Below are 16,893 nucleotides of genomic sequence, written 5' to 3' on the forward strand. Positions count from 1 at the left end.
TACCGAGCTATGCCGCACCACCTGAGCGTCCGTATTGACCCCAACTCCGGCTTCTGTTTCGGGGTCATCTATGCCATTCAGATGGCGGAAGATATTCTTGACGAGCAAGGTTACCTTTACTGCCTCGGCGACATCGTGCATAACGACGAGGAAGTCCAGCGCCTGGAGCAGCGTGGGCTGCGCATCATCTGTCATGAGCAGTTTGCTCAGCTACGCGAAGAAGCCGTCCTGATCCGGGCCCACGGTGAGCCCCCCAGCACTTACCAGACCGCCCTGGAAAATCGGCTGACCCTGATTGATGCCTCCTGCCCGGTAGTGCTGAAGCTGCAAAACCGTATTAAAACCAGCTACGATAAGAAGGATAAGATTTTCATCTATGGTAAGCACGGCCACGCCGAAGTGCTCGGCCTGCTGGGCCAGACCGGCGGCGACGCCGTGGTGTTCGAGAACCTCAACGAGCTGCTGAGCCACGAGCTACCCTCCAATATCACGCTCTACAGCCAGACGACTAAGAGTACGGACAGCTTCTACCGGATTAAGGGCGAGCTGGAGCAGCGCGGTTATCAGATCAATGCCAACGACACCATCTGCCGCCAGGTCAGCAACCGCGATAAGGACTTACGGCGCTTTGCCGCGCAGTACGACCAGATCGTGTTTGTATCGGGTACCAAAAGCTCCAATGGGAAGGTGCTTTACCAGGTCTGCAAAGACACTAATCAGCATACGCACTTCATTTCTAAAGTTGAGGAGCTCCAGGCCGATTGGTTTCAGATGGGGCAGTCAGTTGGTATTTGCGGCGCTACCAGCACACCCCTGTGGCTGATGGAAAACGTGCGCGATACATTACTGGCTTTATAAGACCCTGCAAGGAAGGGCGCGTACCTTTGTGAATCATTGCTGCCGCTCCAGCCGTTTGCGGGTTGCCGTAGTTTCGTATTATGCCTTCATCCGCTACTCTCCATCTTCCTTCTTCTGCATTGCCTCGCAAAGTAAAGCCTGAACCATTAGGGTACTGGGGCGTGGCTATGGCATTGCTGGTTATTGGCGCCTGGACGACCCTGCTCACCTTTCTGTTGGCTTTTTACCGTCCCGACTGGACTACGCCTGGGCCGTATCTGCTCCTGCTGGTCCAAACCCACCTCTACACGGGCCTGTTTATTACTGCTCACGATGCTATGCACGGAGTAGTAAGCCCGAATAAAAGCCTGAACAATGGGCTGGGCACGGTTACCGCGCTGCTTTTTGCCTTCAACTGGTTTCCGGCTATGCTGACCAAGCACCATCAGCATCATCGGCACGTGGGTACTGCCGAAGACCCCGACTTTCATGATGGCCGCCACCCCGGCTTTTTGTTCTGGTTTGCCCGCTTCGCCTGGAATTACGTGACCTGGTGGCAGGTCGGGCTGATGGCCCTGACCTATAATCTGCTCAAGCTGGTGTTTCCTATGGCTAACGTTATTGCCTTCTGGATGATACCCGCCGTGTTGGCCACGCTGCAGCTATTCTTTTTCGGAACCTACCTGCCCCACCGTGGTGAACACGCCGCCGACAACCTGCACCGGTCCGGAAGCCAGTTGCGTCACCACGTCTGGGCCTTCGTGAGTTGTTATTTTTTCGGCTACCACTACGAGCATCACGATCAGCCCTATCTGCCCTGGTGGCGGTTATGGCGGGCCAAGCAGGCGGCGGATTCCTGAGGTTCCGCACCCCATATTCTTTACTGGTTGCCCCTCCGCTGAAGGGGAATTGTCTACATTACGCTGACTGCCAGATAATGCCGGACGCGCCGGAATGCGTTTCTCAGAAGCAGTAAAAGTCCTGTAAGCAGATTTAAGGACCATGAAGCGATATACGTCGGCGGTTACAGGGCATTGTGGCCGACTAGTACGGGTGCTGGGGGTTGGATGGGGGCTGCTAGCCGTCGGGCAACCGCTGACAGCAGCAGCGGGCACCTGGCGGAGCTTCCCGTCGATGCTACCAGTGGTAGCTTCTGATCCGGTGCCGTCGGTCATAGTTCCCAATCAGCCGCAACCCTCGTCCTCAAGGGCGACTATTGCAGGTCCGGACCCGGCCGCTGACGCCCAGCGGGTACTAGGGCAGATCCAGCTGAACGCCCGGCGCTACAATCAGGCCCAGCGTCACTACCGGCAGGCCCTGCACCTTTACCAGAATTCCTCCAGCCAGGGAGAGATTGCCGCTGTGTTACAGCAAATGGGTAGCGCGGCCTTTCTTCAGGGCGACACCAGCCAAGCTCGGCTTTACTACCTGCGGGCACTGGCAACCTTCACGCGCCGGCATAGTCCGGCTGCCAGTGCCCGGATCTACGACCAGCTGGGCGAGCTTTATGGCTCGCAGCAGCAGTGGAACCGCGCCCTAAGCAGCTATGGACGCGCTCTGGGACTTTGGCAAAAGCTAGGATGGCGGAATGAAACAGCGGGTACGCTCACCGCAATGGGTTTGGCGCACCAGCACCAGCACCAGTACAGCCGGGCGCTGTACTCCCTGCGCCGGGCCTTGCGTCAAGCCCAGCAGGTGCGGGACAGCACGCGGGTAGGTGAGGCCCTGGGTGGCATAGCCGGAGTATACCAGAAGTTGGAAAACCAGGCAGCCGCGGCTGAGTTTTATGGCAAGGCCCTGGACCAGCTGCCGCGAAATACTCCTGCGGAAACGCAGGCGCGCCTGTTGGAGGCCCTGGCCGTTGCCCAGAGGGCTTTGGGAAACCATGGTGCGGCCGCCCGGTTCCTGCAACAGGCCTTGCCGCTGGCTCAACGCCCCGGCGCTAAGGCGCAGCTGAGCCGCCTCTACCAGTTGCTGGCCGACTTATATCGCCGCGAAGGAAACTACCCGCAGGCTTTCGTCGCGCTGACGCGCTACGCGGGTTTGCAGGATACCCTGTTTGCTGAGCAGCAGGCTGCTCAGCTAGCCGGGATGCGCTACGAAACGGAGCTGAAAGAGCGGAAAATTCAACTGCTGACCAAAGACCAGCCGCTTCAACAAGCCAAGCTGCGGCGGCAAACAGTACTCCGTAATGCATTAGGGACTGTCATTGTGCTGCTGCTGATTCTGGCGACGGTGCTCTACCGCAGCCGCCAGAACCAGACCCGTGTCAACCGGCTGCTGAGACGCAATAACGTCGCCATTACCCGGCAGAAGGAAGAGCTGGTCCATTTGAACAAGACGAAGGATACGCTGTTTTCCATCATTTCGCACGATTTGCGCAGTCCCCTCAGCTCCTTATATTCGCTGCTGACGCTGTTGAACATCGGTAAGCTGCCGCCCGAGCGGCTGGCTGCTCATACCAGCCGCCTGTCCACGGCGCTCAACAATACCCTCACCCTGCTCGACAACTTACTTAACTGGTCGGCTTCGCAGATGCAGGGCAGTCAGGTGCGGCCGGAGGTAGTACGCCTGGATACGCTGGTGGAAGAAGCAGTCGCCTTGCTGCTCGGCGACGCGGAACGTAAAACTATTGTGCTGCTGAACCAGGTCCCGACCCAGAGTCTGGTTCAGGCTGACCTGAACATGATGCGGCTGGTAGTGCGTAACCTGCTCAGCAATGCCATCAAATTCACGGCCGGGGGTGGCGTCGTGACAGTGTCGGCCGGGCGGCAGGGGAAGTGGTGGGAGGTTGTAGTGGCTGATACCGGGGTAGGCATTGCGGTGGCCGACCGCGAAAAAGTATTTGGCCGTTATGGTCCTCATTCCACCCCTGGCACGGCCCGGGAGAAGGGCACCGGTCTGGGACTGCAGCTTTGCAAAGACTTTGTGGAGCGCAATGGGGGCCAGATCTATTTTGAGAGTCAGTCTGGGATGGGCACTACATTCCGGTTCACGCTGCCCGTGACCAAGGCAGAATCCGGCAAGTCTGGCGTTGCCAAACCGCTTAATGTTGCTGCCGTCGAATCAAAAAGCGGTTGACGATCCGCTCAGTTACCTGCTCCCGGTAGGTATGCCCCAGGGGTAGGGCGTGGCCCCCGACCCGCACCTCCAGGGTGCTGATGGTCTCGATATGCGCCGAATTAATCAGATAGGAGCGGTGAGTGCGCACAAACAAGCCTGGGGGGAGCTGCTCCTCCAGATTTTTCAGATTCACCAGCGTCAGGTGGGTGCGTCCGTCCGTGGTGTTGATTTTGGTGAAATCCTTCAGCGCCTCAATATAGAGCACCTCCCGATAGTGTAGCCGGACAAACTGGGCATCGGTGCGGATAAAAAATGAGTCCTCACCCGTCAGGGCAGTGCGCGAGTCGGCCCCGTTAGCCGATTGAGCCCGTAGCAGACTGGTCACTTTACTGACGGCTTTCAGAAACCGGTCCAGAGAAATAGGCTTCAATAAGAAGTCAATGACATCTAGATTGAAGCCTTCCATAGCATACTGAGGGTGAGACGTCATCAACACCACCAGCGGCGGCTGTTGCAGGGAGCGAACCAGATCCAGGCCGCTCAGGTGAGGCATAGTCACGTCGGAGAAGAGGACCTGCACCTGGTTTGTGAGCAGGTAATGGTGGGCTTCGAGCGGATCGGTGAAGGTCGCTTGCACCTGCAGCACGTCGGTCATGGCCACGTAAGCCTGGAGCAAGTCCAGTACGAGAGGATCGTCGTCGAGGAGCAAACAGGTAATCTTCATAGCTGGTAAGGTATCAGGTGACCGGGTGAATATAAAGAAACTCAATTGGATTCAGCGTGGCCTACCCGGGTCAATTTCTGCCTTGCCCGGACCGGGGAAGTCTCTGGTCTACTACCAGCCCTCGTTCCTATACTACACCTGCTTGGTAACCAGATATTTCGTTACTTGAAAAGCGCCGCTATAGTAGATAATCCTGGACCGATGCCGGGTTCTGAAAGTGACTTGCTGCTCCAGTCTGCGCTTTTCCCGTCTCGCCATCCCAATCTATGGGCCATGAAAAGCTACTCCAGAGTTCTTACGGCTGTCCCACCGCCGGTTGTGCTGGGAGTCGACCTTACCATTACCCATCACGAAAGTCTGCGTCGGGCGCTGCGTCCCGCGCTTGGTTCCGGTTCGCGCGCCATCAATCTGCGGATCGATCCTAGTATGGACCTGATTTTTTTGTCTGAAACTACCCTTTCCGGTTCGCTTCCCTGTCTGGCCAGCCTGGCCGGCGTCGGGGTAGCCACCGTAACGCTCCGGGCAGCGTACCTGACCTGGCGGCCGGAGCCGGGCAATGGTATCGGGCGGGGTACCCCAACGCTGGCGGCGCTGGCCAGCGGTACCTGCTTCCTGACGGCTAACAGCCGCAAAACGGCCGTAGCTTCGTTCACCAGTCGCACGGTTCACACCACGCGGATCGATATGGAAGTGCAGGGCCGTCCGAACCTGTTGGATTGTCTGCGGGCGGACCATTTCACCCTGGAAATTTCCGGGGTCAACCGCCGCCGCCTCACCCGCCCTTTAGCCTTCAGTGCCGGGCTGGAGTTCGACGTGCAAATGATTCAGGGGGCAACCGCCTAACGACGAAAGCCCCCCCCAAGCCCAACCCTATACCGGTAGCGTTGGGCTTTTTGGAGGGAGCAGCTATCCTGCCTACGGCTTACCGTCGGAATGAACCGCGTTGGTTTTCTTGCAGCAGTCCGGCAGGCGGTCATAAGCCCGGACTTCGGCCGGCTGGTCGTCGGCGTCGTAGCCGGTACGTTGCACGGCAGTGCGCAAAGCGGTGGGCGAAGTTTTGTCGGGCCGGTACGAAACGGTGAGAACCTGGCTGGGTACATCAAGAATAGCTTGTTGTACCCCTTTCTCATAGGCCATTACTTTCTCCAGGCGGGCCTTACACATGTCACACACCGCCGAGGTCTTTAGCTGAAACTGCTCGGTGGCCGGGCCTTTAGCCCTGGTTTTATCCTGCGCCTGCGTGGTCTGGCTCGAACAGGCTACCAGCAGGGCCAGCAGCATTGGCTTGAAGAAATTCATAGGAGGGGGAGGAAGGAAGTGAAAAATAAAACTGTCGCCGTCGCAGTAGGACGGTAATGCTATGGGCTAACAAAGAGTTTGCCGGAAGCCGCGCTGGTTACTCAATTGTAAAGCGCAGCCCGGCATAGGTCAGCCGGCCGAATATTGGTCCCCACACCATTGCCGCATCGAAAGCCGGGCCAAAAGGCGTGCTGGCACCTACAATAGGGTTGCGCTGGCGGTAGTTGGTGAGGTTTTCAACCCCGGCATACACTTCAACCCATTTGAATGCCCGGGTTACCTGGGTGTTAAACACGGCGTAGCGAGGCGTGTAGGGCAAGGCCATCGGTTCAGCCCCGGCCTGATGCTGATGAGCCGTACTGCCGGGGACATGCGCCACCGGCCGCTGGCCAAACCACTGCCCGGTCAGATCGAAGCGCCATTTGTCAAAGGCCGTAGCGTAGCCAATGTTGGCAAACAGGCGGTGGCGGGGCGTGAGGACCTTCGGTAGCAACTGACCGTCGTAGGTGGTGCGGACGTCAAGAAATTTGTAAGCCGCTTTGGCCTGTAATCCTTTAATGGGCTCGACCTGCACTTCCGCCTGGAAGCTGCGCGAGAAGGAACGCCCACCGGGTTCCAGGTTATCGATCAGCAGGGCCGTGGAGGCGGTGTAAGGATCCGCGACCACCTGGTTCTGAAACTCGGTGTGGTAGTAGTCGGTCACGAACGTGGCGGGCCGGCCGGCGACCGTAAAATACTGCGTCAGGCTGCCGCCCCCGTTCCAGGCTTGTTCCGGCCGCAGGTTGGGGCTGATTACGAAGTCGCGGGAGCTGACGAGCATTCCGGCATTTTCGGCAATGGGGTTGGCCGTGCGGAAGCCGCGGCCGGTGGCGAGTCGTAGAATGGTGTTGGCGGTGGCGTCGTATTTCAGATTGAACCGCGGCGTCAGCAACCAGCCGTAGTAATTATGCCAGTCGAGGCGCAGCCCCGTCACGACGGTCAGGTTGCGGGCATTCTGGTAGGTGTACTCGCCAAATGCGCCCGGCACCCGTTCGAACCGGCGGCGGTGCTCCCGGCGGTAGCGTTCGTCCGGGTTTTCGAGCACGAAAACAACTCCGTCCTGATACACTTCCCGATAGTCGTCGTGCAGGTAGCTTAGCCCGGCGCGGTAGGTGTGGGCGGTGGTGCCGATGATGCTCTGAAATAACAGGGTGGCCCAACCGGTCCGCTGGGAACCGTGGTACAGCCGGGGGGTAAGCAGCGTACTGGCTCCCAGAAACCTCCCGTAGGAGTAGGTCGAGGTGAAACTATGGGATGTGCCGCTCAGCAACAGGCCCAGGCTCTGGTAGGGACGACCCGGCCACGAGTACGAGGTTTTGGCGTAGCCCGTGTAGCGGTTGGTGCGGCTGGTGAGGCCGTAGTTCCGCTGGTGGGCATCAGTTTCCTCCGCTCGGAACGCCACCTGCCCACCCTCGCGGGTTTCGTGCAGCGCCCCCAGGCCCAGCTCGCTCACGATGCCCTTGCCCGACTTGTATTTCCACTTATTGAACAGGTTATACTGCGTGGCCAGCGGCAAGTCCAGAAACCCGTCGTTGTTGCGGTCCACCCGCTGACCCAGATGGTCAGAGTGCAGCAGCAAAACGGTGCTCACCTTTTCACTCAGGGGCGTGGCCAGGTTCAGGTTCAGATCGAATTTGCCCAGGTCGTTGCCGTAGGCGTTGAACAGCAGCCGCTCCGTTTTGTCGGGGTCTTTGAGGCGCACGTTGACCTGGCCCGCAATGCTTTCGTAGCCGTTCACCACCGAGCCCATGCCCTTTATGATGTCGATGCTCTCAATCCAAGTACCCGAGAGGTAGCTCAGCCGGTAGGGCGTGGCCAGGCCCCGCAGGGCCGGCTGGTTATCCACGGTGAGCAGGGAATAGGCGCCGTCGAGACCAAGCAGCTGAATCTGTTTGGCTCCGGATACGGCATCGGTGGTCGAAACTTCCACTGAGGCGTTAGTCTCGAAGCTCTCCGCCAGGTTGCAGCAGGCCGATTTGGTCAGGTCGCGGCTGGTGATAACCTGAGCGTTGGCCGGGGTCAGAGCCGAGTAGGAAAGGGCCCGGCCTTCCACCGTTACTTCCCCCAGTTCCTGGGTCCGACGCAGCCTCAGCCGCAGGAAAGCCTTGTCGGTGGCCGCTACGGTAATGGTATCGGCGCGGTAGCCCAGGGCAGTGATGACGAGCTGTCCGGTGGCGGCCTGGGCTGGTCGTACAAGAGAAAAGGTGCCCGCATTGTCGGTCGTGACGGCGACGGTGGCGGCCCGGAGCCAGCGCACTACGGCCCCCGGTACTGGCGTGGCGGCCGTGGCATCGGTTATTTGCCCGCGTACGGGGGCACTAAGGTCGGCTTGGGCCAAAGCTGCCGTACTGCTTAAACCGCCAAGGCTAAGCAGGCCGATAAGATGGCGCCCGGTTGAAAGGTGCATGTGGCGAGGGAGTTATGCAGTGTTTCCGTAAAAAAGGCAGCCCCGGGGGCTGCTGCTGCCCAAAAGCAGGGGAAACAATTCTTAAACTACCAGTATGCAGACAAATGTCAGCAGTGCCCGTCCGCTCCGGGCCGGCGGCGACGAGTCGGTGGCGTGCCACCGGGCGCTCCGGGCCGGCAGCCGGGCGGGCGCTACGAGCCGGTAGCGAAACCGGGGCGGCACCAGCGCCACCAAAGGAGAAAGGATCTGCTTGGCCCAGGCCAGGTCCGGGGATAAGGTATCGAGCTTGTGGAAATGGGCGCTCAGGTCGCAGCAGGCCCCGGAGAGCTGAGCACCGGAATCGTGAACGGCCGCTTCGGAGGTCGGGCAAGTACCGGTCGGCGGGGAGAAAATGACCGATGCGGTAACGCGCCCGCTGCTGCGGCAGATGCGCTGCTGCACCGTGAGCCCGACCGAAGTGGTCAGGACCAGCAGCGCCAACAAGCCACTGAACAGCCGATGCATAAGGGGACGTTTCACAGGGGCAAAGATACGCCGCAATCAATCAGCACGGGATATGGAATGCCACCCCTGGGGTACAAAATCCGGCCGCCTGGCCTGTACCCGGCCGAGCCATCCGAACGGTTGCCCGGAGGGTGGGAAGCCGGAAAGCCGGGCTGGGAAAACCGGGCCTGCCATTTTGGCAAAACGAGTTTGCAGAGCCCCCGGTTTTCTTCCAGGGTAATTCAGGAGTTGTTGAATATTGCGTGAAAACCGCTTCTATGGTCTTTAATAGCTGTTTTTGAGTAGTGGTAGAAAATGGTAAATCGTGGTTGCCCTTTCGGGGGCATTGCGTACTTTTGCTATCATCCGTTACCTGAGCCCTGTTGGCTGCCCGCATTTATGAACCTTCTCTCCGGCGAATACGAGTGCAAGCTGGACCCGAAAGGGCGTCTGGTGCTGCCCGCCAAAGTGAAGGGAAATCTGCCGACGGCCTCCGGTAGCCAGCTGGTGCTGGTGCGCGGTTTCGAGCCCTGCCTGGTGCTTTACCCCCGGGAGTCGTGGCGGGTGATTCACGATAAGGTGATGGCGCTGGACGAGTTCAACGAGGAGTACCGCCAGTTTCAGCGCAACTTCTTTCGGGGCATGACGGAGGTGGAGCTCGACAACATCGGCCGCTTCATGCTGCCGCGCACCATGCTGCGGTATTCGGGCATCGAGAAGGAAGCTATTATCGTAGGCCTCGGTAACCGGTGCGAAATCTGGGCGCCCGAGAAGTACGAGGAGTACCTGATTAAAGACCAGCAGAGCTTCTCGAAGCTGGCCCAGAAATTTTTATCCACCGAAATTCCGCCCCTCGGCGGCCCCCTTGCCGCATGAGTGCCGAGTTCCTCAATGATGCTGCCTACCACCGGCCCGTGATGCTGGCTGAATGCCTCGACGCGCTGGAGATGCGCCCCGACGGCCGCTACGTCGACGTCACTTTCGGCGGCGGTGGGCACTCGGCCCGCATGCTGGAGCGCCTCAGCACCGGCCACCTCTACAGCTTCGATCAGGATGCCGATGCCGAGCAGGAAGCGGCCGGACTGGCCCGGCCGCAGTTCAGCTTCATCCGCGCCAACTTCCGCGACCTGCACGACGAGCTGGCCCAGCGGGGCGCGCTGCCCGTGGACGGGCTGCTGGCGGATCTGGGCGTGTCGTCGCACCAGTTCGATACGCCGGAGCGCGGCTTCAGCACCCGCTTCGACGGCCCGCTGGACATGCGCATGGACCCGGATGGGCCGCGCACCGCCGCCGACATCGTGAACGAGTACCCGGCGGCCGACCTGCACCGCATTTTCGGCATGTACGGGGAGGTGACCAATGCCCGGACGCTGGCCAACACGCTGGCTACAGCCCGGCGCGGGCAGCCTATCCAGACCATCGGCGAGCTGAAAAAAGCCATGGGCAGCTGCATGCCGCGGGGGAAAGAGAACAAGTACCTGGCCCAGGTATTTCAGGCCCTGCGCATCGAGGTGAACGATGAAATGGCCGCGTTGCAGCAGATGCTGGAACAAACGGCCCAGGTATTGCGCCCCGGCGGCCGGCTGGTGGTCATGTCGTACCACTCGCTGGAAGACCGGCTGGTGAAGAACTTTATGGCGAAGGGTAAATTCTTTGGCGAAGCCGAAAAGGACCTGTTCGGGCACACCAGCCTGCCGTTTGACGTAGTCACGCGCAAGCCGCGGGAAGCTTCGGCCGAAGAAGTAGCGCTGAACAGCCGCGCCCGGAGTGCGAAGCTGCGCATCGCAATTAAGAATTAGTAATTAATAATGAAGAAGTGTCGTCGGCCCTGCGTGATGCCCTTGCCGTCTGCTCCTGGCCGGCGGCCGGCGGCAGTTGTAGGAGCTGCTTTCGTGGGCGATTCTTCATTGCTAATTCTTCATTACTAATTATTAATTCCAAAAAAGTGGCTACCAATACCATCAAACCCACTGCTGCCCCGCCGCCCCGTGCCAACGTGCCCCGGGAAGCTGCGCCGCCTGTGCCGGTAGCGGCCCCGGCGCGCGTAGCGGAGCCGGAACCAGTGGCAAAGCCGGAGCCGGCACCCCGGGCGCCCAAAGTTGAAAAAACCGCCCCGCGGAGCGCCTGGAGCGTATTCACGGTACTGGAGCGCTTCACCCGGATGGACGATCTGTTCCGTGAGGGGTTGCCCGTCCGTTACCTGCCGCACCTGTTGTTTATTATGGTGCTGACGCTGGTTTACATCGGCAACACGCACTGGGGCAACCGCATGAACCGCAGTATCCAGAAGCTGCGCGTCGAAACGGAAGACCTGCGCGCCGACTACACCACCCTGAAATCGGACTACATGGAGGCCAGCAAGCAAAGCGAAGTGGCCCGCAAAGTGGCGGCCTACGGGTTGGTGGAAAGCTCCTCGCCGCCGTTCCGTATCACCGTGCCCGCCGGCCGCCTCGATGAGGCCGAGCTGGACCTGATGCCGGTGCTCAACGCCGACTCGCTGGCCGCCCTGGCTACCCGCGACTCAACGGCCGTAGCCGATTCTATGCGGGCCACCCAGCCCATGAAGGCTGTCCGCCCGGCCCGAAATATTCAGGGGCCGCATGCCGCGGCCAACTCCGGAACTTCCAAGCAGCCGCGCAATGAAAGGAAGCGTTAAGAAATCCATTGTTACCCGCGTGCGGCTGGCGTTTCTGGGCGTCTGCCTGTTTTCGATAGCCATTGTGTGGAAGGTGTCGCGCATCCAGTTCAACGAAGGCGCCCGGTGGAAGGCCCTCGAACAGGAGCGGCGGGTGGTGTATCAGCCCGTATTCGCCACCCGGGGCATGCTGCTGTCGGACAACGGCAGTATCATGGCCACCTCCCTGCCCTTCTACCGCGTGGCCTGGGACCCGAGCGTGGTGGACGACAAGACCTTCCGCGGGGGCGCCGATTCGCTGGCGTTGCTGCTGTCGCGCTTTTTCGGCGACCGGAGCCCCCAGGAATATCTGCGCAAGCTCAAGAACGCCCATAATCCCAAGGCCCCGGTCCGGTACGTGCGGCTGAATTCGCGGCAGATCAACTATCAGCAGAAGAAGGAGCTGGCCCAGTGGCCTATTTTCCGGGGTGGCAAAAACAAGGGCGGCGTTATTTTCGAGAAGGTCGATAAGCGCTTCCGGCCCTTTGGCGGGCTGGCCCAGCGCACCATCGGCTTCCTGAACGAGGATAAAAACGGCGCGGGCCTCGAGTTCACCTACAACCGCCACCTGGCCGGCAAAGACGGCGAAGCCCTGTTCGAGCGCCTGCCCGGGGGCAACAAGCCCATCTACGACGGCACCGAAATCAAGCCCCAACCCGGCTTCGACGTGAAAACCACCCTCGACATCAACCTCCAGGATGTGGCCGAAAACGCCCTGCTCAAGTCGCTGGTGGCGAACCGGGCGGCCTACGGCTGCGTGATTCTGATGGAAGTGCAGACCGGCGAAATCAAGGCCGTGGCCAACCTGGGCAAGGTGGCGGAAGGCGTGTACCGCGAGGATTACAACTACGCCATTGCCGACCAGGGCCGCACCGAGCCGGGCTCTACCTTCAAGCTGGCCTCGATGATGGCCCTGCTGGAGGAAAACCCCGACCTGTCGCTGGACGACACCGTGAACACCGGCCGCACGGGCTCCATGCGCATTGCCGGAGCCGTGAAAACCGATACCCACGCCTACGGGCGGCTGTCGTTGAAGCAGGTGATTGAAAACTCCTCCAACATTGGCGTGGCCAAGCTGGTGAACGACCACTTCTCGGCCGACCCCAGCAAGTACACCGATTACCTCAAGAAGTTCGGCCTCGACAAGCCGCTCGGTTTTCAGATGGCGGGTGAGGCCCGGCCCTACGTGAAGGACCCCACGGACCGCTCCTGGAGCCGCACCTCGCTCACCACCATGTGCATTGGCTACGAGCTGAAGCTGGCCCCGCTGCAGACCCTGGCGTTCTACAACGCCATTGCCAACAACGGCGTGAAGGTGCAGCCCATGATCGTGAAGGAAATCCGGCAGGCTGACAAGGTGATTGAGCAGTTTGAGCCGCAGGTGCTGATTCCCAAGATCTGCTCCGATGCCACGCTGGCCAAGCTGCGCGAGATGCTGGAAGGCGTGGTGCTGGAAGGTACCGCCAAGGCCATCAAGACCAGCGACTATACCATGGCGGGCAAAACCGGCACGGCCTGGAAATTCAAGAACGGCCGCTACACCAAGATGTACTCGACCAGCTTCTGCGGCTATTTCCCGGCCGACAAGCCCAAGTACAGCTGCATTGTAGTCGTCGATTCGCCGATTGGCGCCAACTGGTCGGGCGCTCAGACGGCGGCTCCCATCTTCCGCGAAGTGGCCGACAAGGCCATGGCCCGCGACAACGCCAGCCAGCGCCCCTTGCTGGCCCGCGCCCCGCTGAACAAGTCGCGCGTGCCCTCGGCCCGGGCCGGCCTGCAGGACGAGCTGACGTTGGTGTGCCAGAAAATGGGCGTCATAAACCATACCCAGGCCGCCGGCGATGACTGGGTGCGCGCTGCCGCCGCCGACTCCGATACCAAAGCCGTAGAGTGGCAGCCCGTGGCCGTGCGCCCCGGCCGCGTACCCGACGTCACCGGCCTGACGCTGCGCGACGCCTTGTTCCTGCTCGAAAACCGGGGTCTGCGGGTGCGGGCTTTGGGGAACGGGCGGGTGCGGGAGCAGTCGGTAGCCGCGGGCAGCGCCATCCGGCGTGGCACGGTGGTGGTGCTGCAGCTGGAGCCCATCGGCACCCGGCCCGCCGCGCCGGCGCCGGTAGCTATGCCGGCCTCCACCCGACTGGCCGAAAACCGCCTGTTGCTGCCCGTGGAAGCGGACCCAACTCAGGCCAAGCCCAAGCCGAAAACAACCAGGCCGCAGCCCCAGCAGGCGGTCCGCCGCGCGGAGCCCAAGCCCCGGGCCTGAGCCGCCGCCAAGTATCCGATTCTCCTTTCCTGATTGACTTTGTTTTGATTAACGCCTCGCCAACGCATCCTCTTTCCGCCCTGCTGGCCGACGTAACCGTGCGTCAGCAGCATGGCCCCGCCGCGGTGGCGGTCAGCATGCTGACGCTGGACTCGCGCCAGGCGACTCCGGGTACGGCCTTCTTCGCCCTGCGCGGCGCCCAGACCGACGGCCACCAGTTTATTGCCAAAGCCGTGGCGCTGGGCGCGGCGGCCGTTATCTGCGAAGAGCTGCCCGCCGAGCGGAGCTCTGATACTACCTATATCCAGGTGGCCGACAGCGCCGAGGCCATGGCCCTGATGGCGGCCACGTTCTACGGGCACCCGTCGCGGCAGCTCCGGCTGGTTGGCATCACGGGCACCAATGGCAAGACCACCTGCGTAACGCTGCTGCACAAGCTGTTCCGGGAGCTGGGCTACCACGTGGGGCTCCTGAGCACGGTGCAGAATCAGATTGACGAGCAGGTGATTCCGGCCACCCACACCACGCCCGACGCCATCCGGCTCAATGAGCTGCTGGCCCAAATGGTAGGCGCCGGCTGCACGCACACCTTTATGGAGGTCAGCTCCCACGCCGTAGTGCAGCACCGCGTGACGGGGCTGCGCTTCGCGGGCGGCGTGTTCACCAACCTGAGCCACGACCACCTCGACTACCACGGTACCTTCGACCACTACCTGAAGGCCAAAAAGGGCTTTTTCGACGTGCTGGGTAAAAAGGCTTTTGCGCTCACCAATGCCGACGACAAGCGCGGGCCGGTGATGCTGCAAAACACGGCCGCGGCCCGCGAAACCTATTCCCTGCGCGGCCCCGCTACCTACCGCGCCCGCCTGATTGAGAATGCCGTGCACGGCCTGCACCTCGAAGTAGAGGGCCGCGAAGCTCAGTTTCGCCTCATCGGGGTATTCAATGCCTACAACCTGCTGGCCGTATATGGCGCGGCGGTGTTGCTGGGCGAGGATGCCACTGAAGTGCTGACCATCCTGTCGGGGCTGACTTCCGCGCCCGGGCGCTTTGAGCCGATTCTGGCCGAGAAGTCGCGCATCACCGGTATCGTGGACTATGCTCACACGCCCGACGCGCTGGAAAATGTGCTGAGTACCATTGCCGATATCCGCCAACCCAGCCAGCAGGTGATTACGGTGGTCGGCTGCGGCGGCAACCGCGACGCCACCAAGCGCCCCATCATGGCCAACCTGGCCTGCCAGGGCTCCAGCCGCGTAGTGCTCACCTCCGACAATCCCCGGTTTGAAGACCCCAACGACATTCTGCGGCAGATGCAGGCCGGCGTCCAGACCCCGGATCTGGGTAAGGTGCTGACCATCCCGGACCGGCGCGAAGCCATCAAAACCGCCGTGGCGCTGGCCCAGCCCGGCGACATTGTGCTGGTAGCGGGCAAGGGCCACGAAACCTACCAGGAAATTCAGGGCATCCGGGCGGAGTTCGACGACCGGAAGGTGCTGCAGGAAATGTTTGACCTATTGGGAAAGTGAAAAACCTCACCTGTCATCCTGAGCAGAGCGAAGGACCTTCCTCTGTTGCCGTAGAGCATTTTTCAATGAGTTAAGCTCCATGAAGCTGTTCTTTCAAGGGGTTTGCTCAGTGTAATGACTTCAACGCTTGTGCGAGGAAGGTCCTTCGCAGGCTCAGGATGACAGACGAAAGATTTCTGCTACTCGAAAATCGGCAAAAACACAACAGTTGACCCCAATCCAAAAAGCGGAACCTTTGTAGCCGGCCAAGTGGCCATTTAAGATCCGCTGAACCCCGCGCCCATGCTTTATTACCTTTTTGATTATCTCGATAAACACTACCACCTGCCCGGCGCGGGCGTGTTCCAGTTTATTTCGTTTCGGGCCGCCATGGCCGTCATCACCTCCCTCATTATTGCCCAGCTGTTCGGGGCCCGCCTGATCCGGGTGCTGCAGAAGAAGCAGGTGGGCGAAAGTATCCGCGACCTGGGCCTGCAGGGCCAGATGGAGAAGAAAGGCACCCCGACTATGGGCGGCCTGATCATTCTGCTGGCCATTCTGGTACCGGTGCTACTGTTTGCCAAGCTGCAGAACATCTACATCGTGCTCATGCTGCTGAGTACCGTCTGGCTCGGGCTCATCGGCTTCGTAGACGACTACATCAAGGTTTTCCAGAAGAACAAGGAAGGGCTGAGCGGCCGCTTCAAAGTGATGGGCCAGATCGGGCTGGGCATTACGGTGGGCTGGGTGCTGTTCTTTTCCGATGACGTGACCGTGCGGCAGTACCTGCTGCCGAATGGCGAAACCTCGGCCGTGGATGCCAGCAGCGTGTACCAGGACGTGAAGCTGATGATTACGACCATTCCCTTCGCCAAAAACAATGAGCTCAACTACGGCAACCTGTTCAGCTACGCCGGCCCGTTCTTCAACGGCCTCTACAGCTTCCTCTACATTCCGATTGTCATCCTCATCATCACGGCCGTGAGCAACGGGGCCAACATCACCGACGGCCTCGACGGGCTGGCGGCGGGTACTTCGGCCATCATCGGCATCACCCTGGCTATCTTCTGCTACGTCAGCGGCAACGCTTTCCTGGCCGATTACCTCGACGTCATGTTCATCCCCAACTCGGGGGAGCTGGTGATTTTCTGTACGGCCTTCGTGGGCGCCTGCGTGGGCTTTCTGTGGTACAACTCGTATCCGGCCCAGGTATTTATGGGCGACACCGGCTCACTGGCCATTGGCGGCATCATTGCCGTGCTGGCCCTCATCGTGCGCAAGGAGCTGCTGATTCCGGTGCTCTGCGGCGTGTTTTTGATTGAGAATCTCTCGGTGATGGTGCAGGTAGGCTGGTTTAAGTACACCCGCAAAAAGTACGGCGAAGGCCGCCGCCTGCTGCGCATGTCGCCCCTGCACCACCACTACCAGAAGCTGGGTTACCACGAGTCCAAAATTGTGTCGCGCTTCTGGATTGTGGGCATTATGTTGGCGATATTGACTTTGGTAACGCTCAAACTGCGCTAATGAAATTTCACGCCGTGTTTCGCAGGCTATTTCGCAGGGTATCGGGGTGGCCGTTCACTGCGAGACCCTGCG

Annotated in this window: 14 protein-coding genes; 10 read left to right on the forward strand and 4 right to left on the reverse strand. The window is 60.5% G+C overall.

What is annotated here, in order from left to right:
• The first annotated feature begins 9 nt into the window (after nucleotides 1–9).
• The 3 genes from ABD833_RS07915 to ABD833_RS07925 all read left to right on the forward strand — a co-directional run bounded on the left by ABD833_RS07915 (nucleotide 10) and on the right by ABD833_RS07925 (nucleotide 3,918).
• Entirely contained in the window at nucleotides 10–858 is an 849-nt protein-coding gene (locus tag ABD833_RS07915) for a 4-hydroxy-3-methylbut-2-enyl diphosphate reductase (RefSeq protein WP_345072159.1), read from the forward strand.
• 167 nt (nucleotides 859–1,025) lie between these two features.
• Nucleotides 1,026–1,697 (forward strand): fatty acid desaturase, encoded by a 672-nt coding sequence (locus ABD833_RS07920; protein ID WP_345072160.1) that lies wholly within the window; start codon nucleotides 1,026–1,028, stop codon nucleotides 1,695–1,697.
• A gap of 283 nt (nucleotides 1,698–1,980) precedes the next feature.
• Entirely contained in the window at nucleotides 1,981–3,918 is a 1,938-nt protein-coding gene (locus ABD833_RS07925) for a tetratricopeptide repeat-containing sensor histidine kinase (protein ID WP_345072161.1), read from the forward strand.
• On the opposite strand, the gene ABD833_RS07930 is transcribed toward ABD833_RS07925, so the two are convergent.
• Entirely contained in the window at nucleotides 3,884–4,624 is a 741-nt protein-coding gene (locus ABD833_RS07930; RefSeq protein ID WP_345072163.1) for a LytR/AlgR family response regulator transcription factor, read from the reverse strand. The two genes, ABD833_RS07925 and ABD833_RS07930, sit on opposite strands and share 35 nt — an antisense overlap.
• Before the next feature lie 441 nt (nucleotides 4,625–5,065).
• On the opposite strand from ABD833_RS07930, the gene ABD833_RS07935 reads away from it, so the two are divergent.
• Nucleotides 5,066–5,467 (forward strand): hypothetical protein, encoded by a 402-nt coding sequence (locus ABD833_RS07935; RefSeq protein WP_345072164.1) that lies wholly within the window; start codon nucleotides 5,066–5,068, stop codon nucleotides 5,465–5,467.
• 72 nt (nucleotides 5,468–5,539) lie between these two features.
• Here the strand turns inward: ABD833_RS07935 and ABD833_RS07940 are convergent, their stop codons facing one another.
• The 3 genes from ABD833_RS07940 to ABD833_RS07950 form a co-directional block, all read right to left on the reverse strand.
• On the reverse strand, nucleotides 5,540–5,923 hold the full coding sequence (locus tag ABD833_RS07940) for a heavy-metal-associated domain-containing protein (protein ID WP_345072166.1): 384 nt from the start codon (nucleotides 5,921–5,923) through the stop codon (nucleotides 5,540–5,542).
• 97 nt (nucleotides 5,924–6,020) lie between these two features.
• A complete protein-coding gene (locus ABD833_RS07945; RefSeq protein ID WP_345072167.1) occupies nucleotides 6,021–8,369 on the reverse strand; it encodes a TonB-dependent receptor in 2,349 nt (782 codons plus the stop codon).
• Nucleotides 8,370–8,450: 81 nt separating this feature from the next.
• Nucleotides 8,451–8,888 (reverse strand): hypothetical protein, encoded by a 438-nt coding sequence (locus ABD833_RS07950; protein WP_345072169.1) that lies wholly within the window; start codon nucleotides 8,886–8,888, stop codon nucleotides 8,451–8,453.
• A 363-nt stretch (nucleotides 8,889–9,251) separates the two neighbouring features.
• On the opposite strand from ABD833_RS07950, the gene mraZ reads away from it, so the two are divergent.
• The 6 genes from mraZ to mraY all read left to right on the forward strand — a co-directional run bounded on the left by mraZ (nucleotide 9,252) and on the right by mraY (nucleotide 16,821).
• On the forward strand, nucleotides 9,252–9,728 hold the full coding sequence (gene mraZ, locus ABD833_RS07955) for a division/cell wall cluster transcriptional repressor MraZ (protein ID WP_345072171.1): 477 nt from the start codon (nucleotides 9,252–9,254) through the stop codon (nucleotides 9,726–9,728).
• On the forward strand, nucleotides 9,725–10,651 hold the full coding sequence (rsmH, locus tag ABD833_RS07960) for a 16S rRNA (cytosine(1402)-N(4))-methyltransferase RsmH (protein WP_345072173.1): 927 nt from the start codon (nucleotides 9,725–9,727) through the stop codon (nucleotides 10,649–10,651). The genes mraZ and rsmH overlap by 4 nt, the downstream gene beginning before the upstream one ends.
• A gap of 146 nt (nucleotides 10,652–10,797) precedes the next feature.
• The gene (locus ABD833_RS07965) at nucleotides 10,798–11,508 is read left to right on the forward strand and encodes an FtsL-like putative cell division protein (RefSeq protein WP_345072175.1); all 711 of its coding nucleotides are present in this window, start codon (nucleotides 10,798–10,800) and stop codon (nucleotides 11,506–11,508) included.
• Entirely contained in the window at nucleotides 11,492–13,789 is a 2,298-nt protein-coding gene (locus ABD833_RS07970; protein WP_345072177.1) for a penicillin-binding protein, read from the forward strand. The genes ABD833_RS07965 and ABD833_RS07970 overlap by 17 nt, the downstream gene beginning before the upstream one ends.
• A gap of 44 nt (nucleotides 13,790–13,833) precedes the next feature.
• Nucleotides 13,834–15,318 (forward strand): UDP-N-acetylmuramoyl-L-alanyl-D-glutamate--2,6-diaminopimelate ligase, encoded by a 1,485-nt coding sequence (locus tag ABD833_RS07975; RefSeq protein WP_425553591.1) that lies wholly within the window; start codon nucleotides 13,834–13,836, stop codon nucleotides 15,316–15,318.
• A 282-nt stretch (nucleotides 15,319–15,600) separates the two neighbouring features.
• Nucleotides 15,601–16,821, forward strand: coding sequence for a phospho-N-acetylmuramoyl-pentapeptide-transferase (mraY, locus tag ABD833_RS07980; protein WP_345072179.1), 1,221 nt, complete (start codon nucleotides 15,601–15,603; stop codon nucleotides 16,819–16,821).
• Nucleotides 16,822–16,893 lie beyond the last annotated feature (72 nt).

The organism is Hymenobacter fastidiosus, from assembly GCF_039539565.1.
GTDB lineage: Bacteria > Bacteroidota > Bacteroidia > Cytophagales > Hymenobacteraceae > Hymenobacter > Hymenobacter fastidiosus.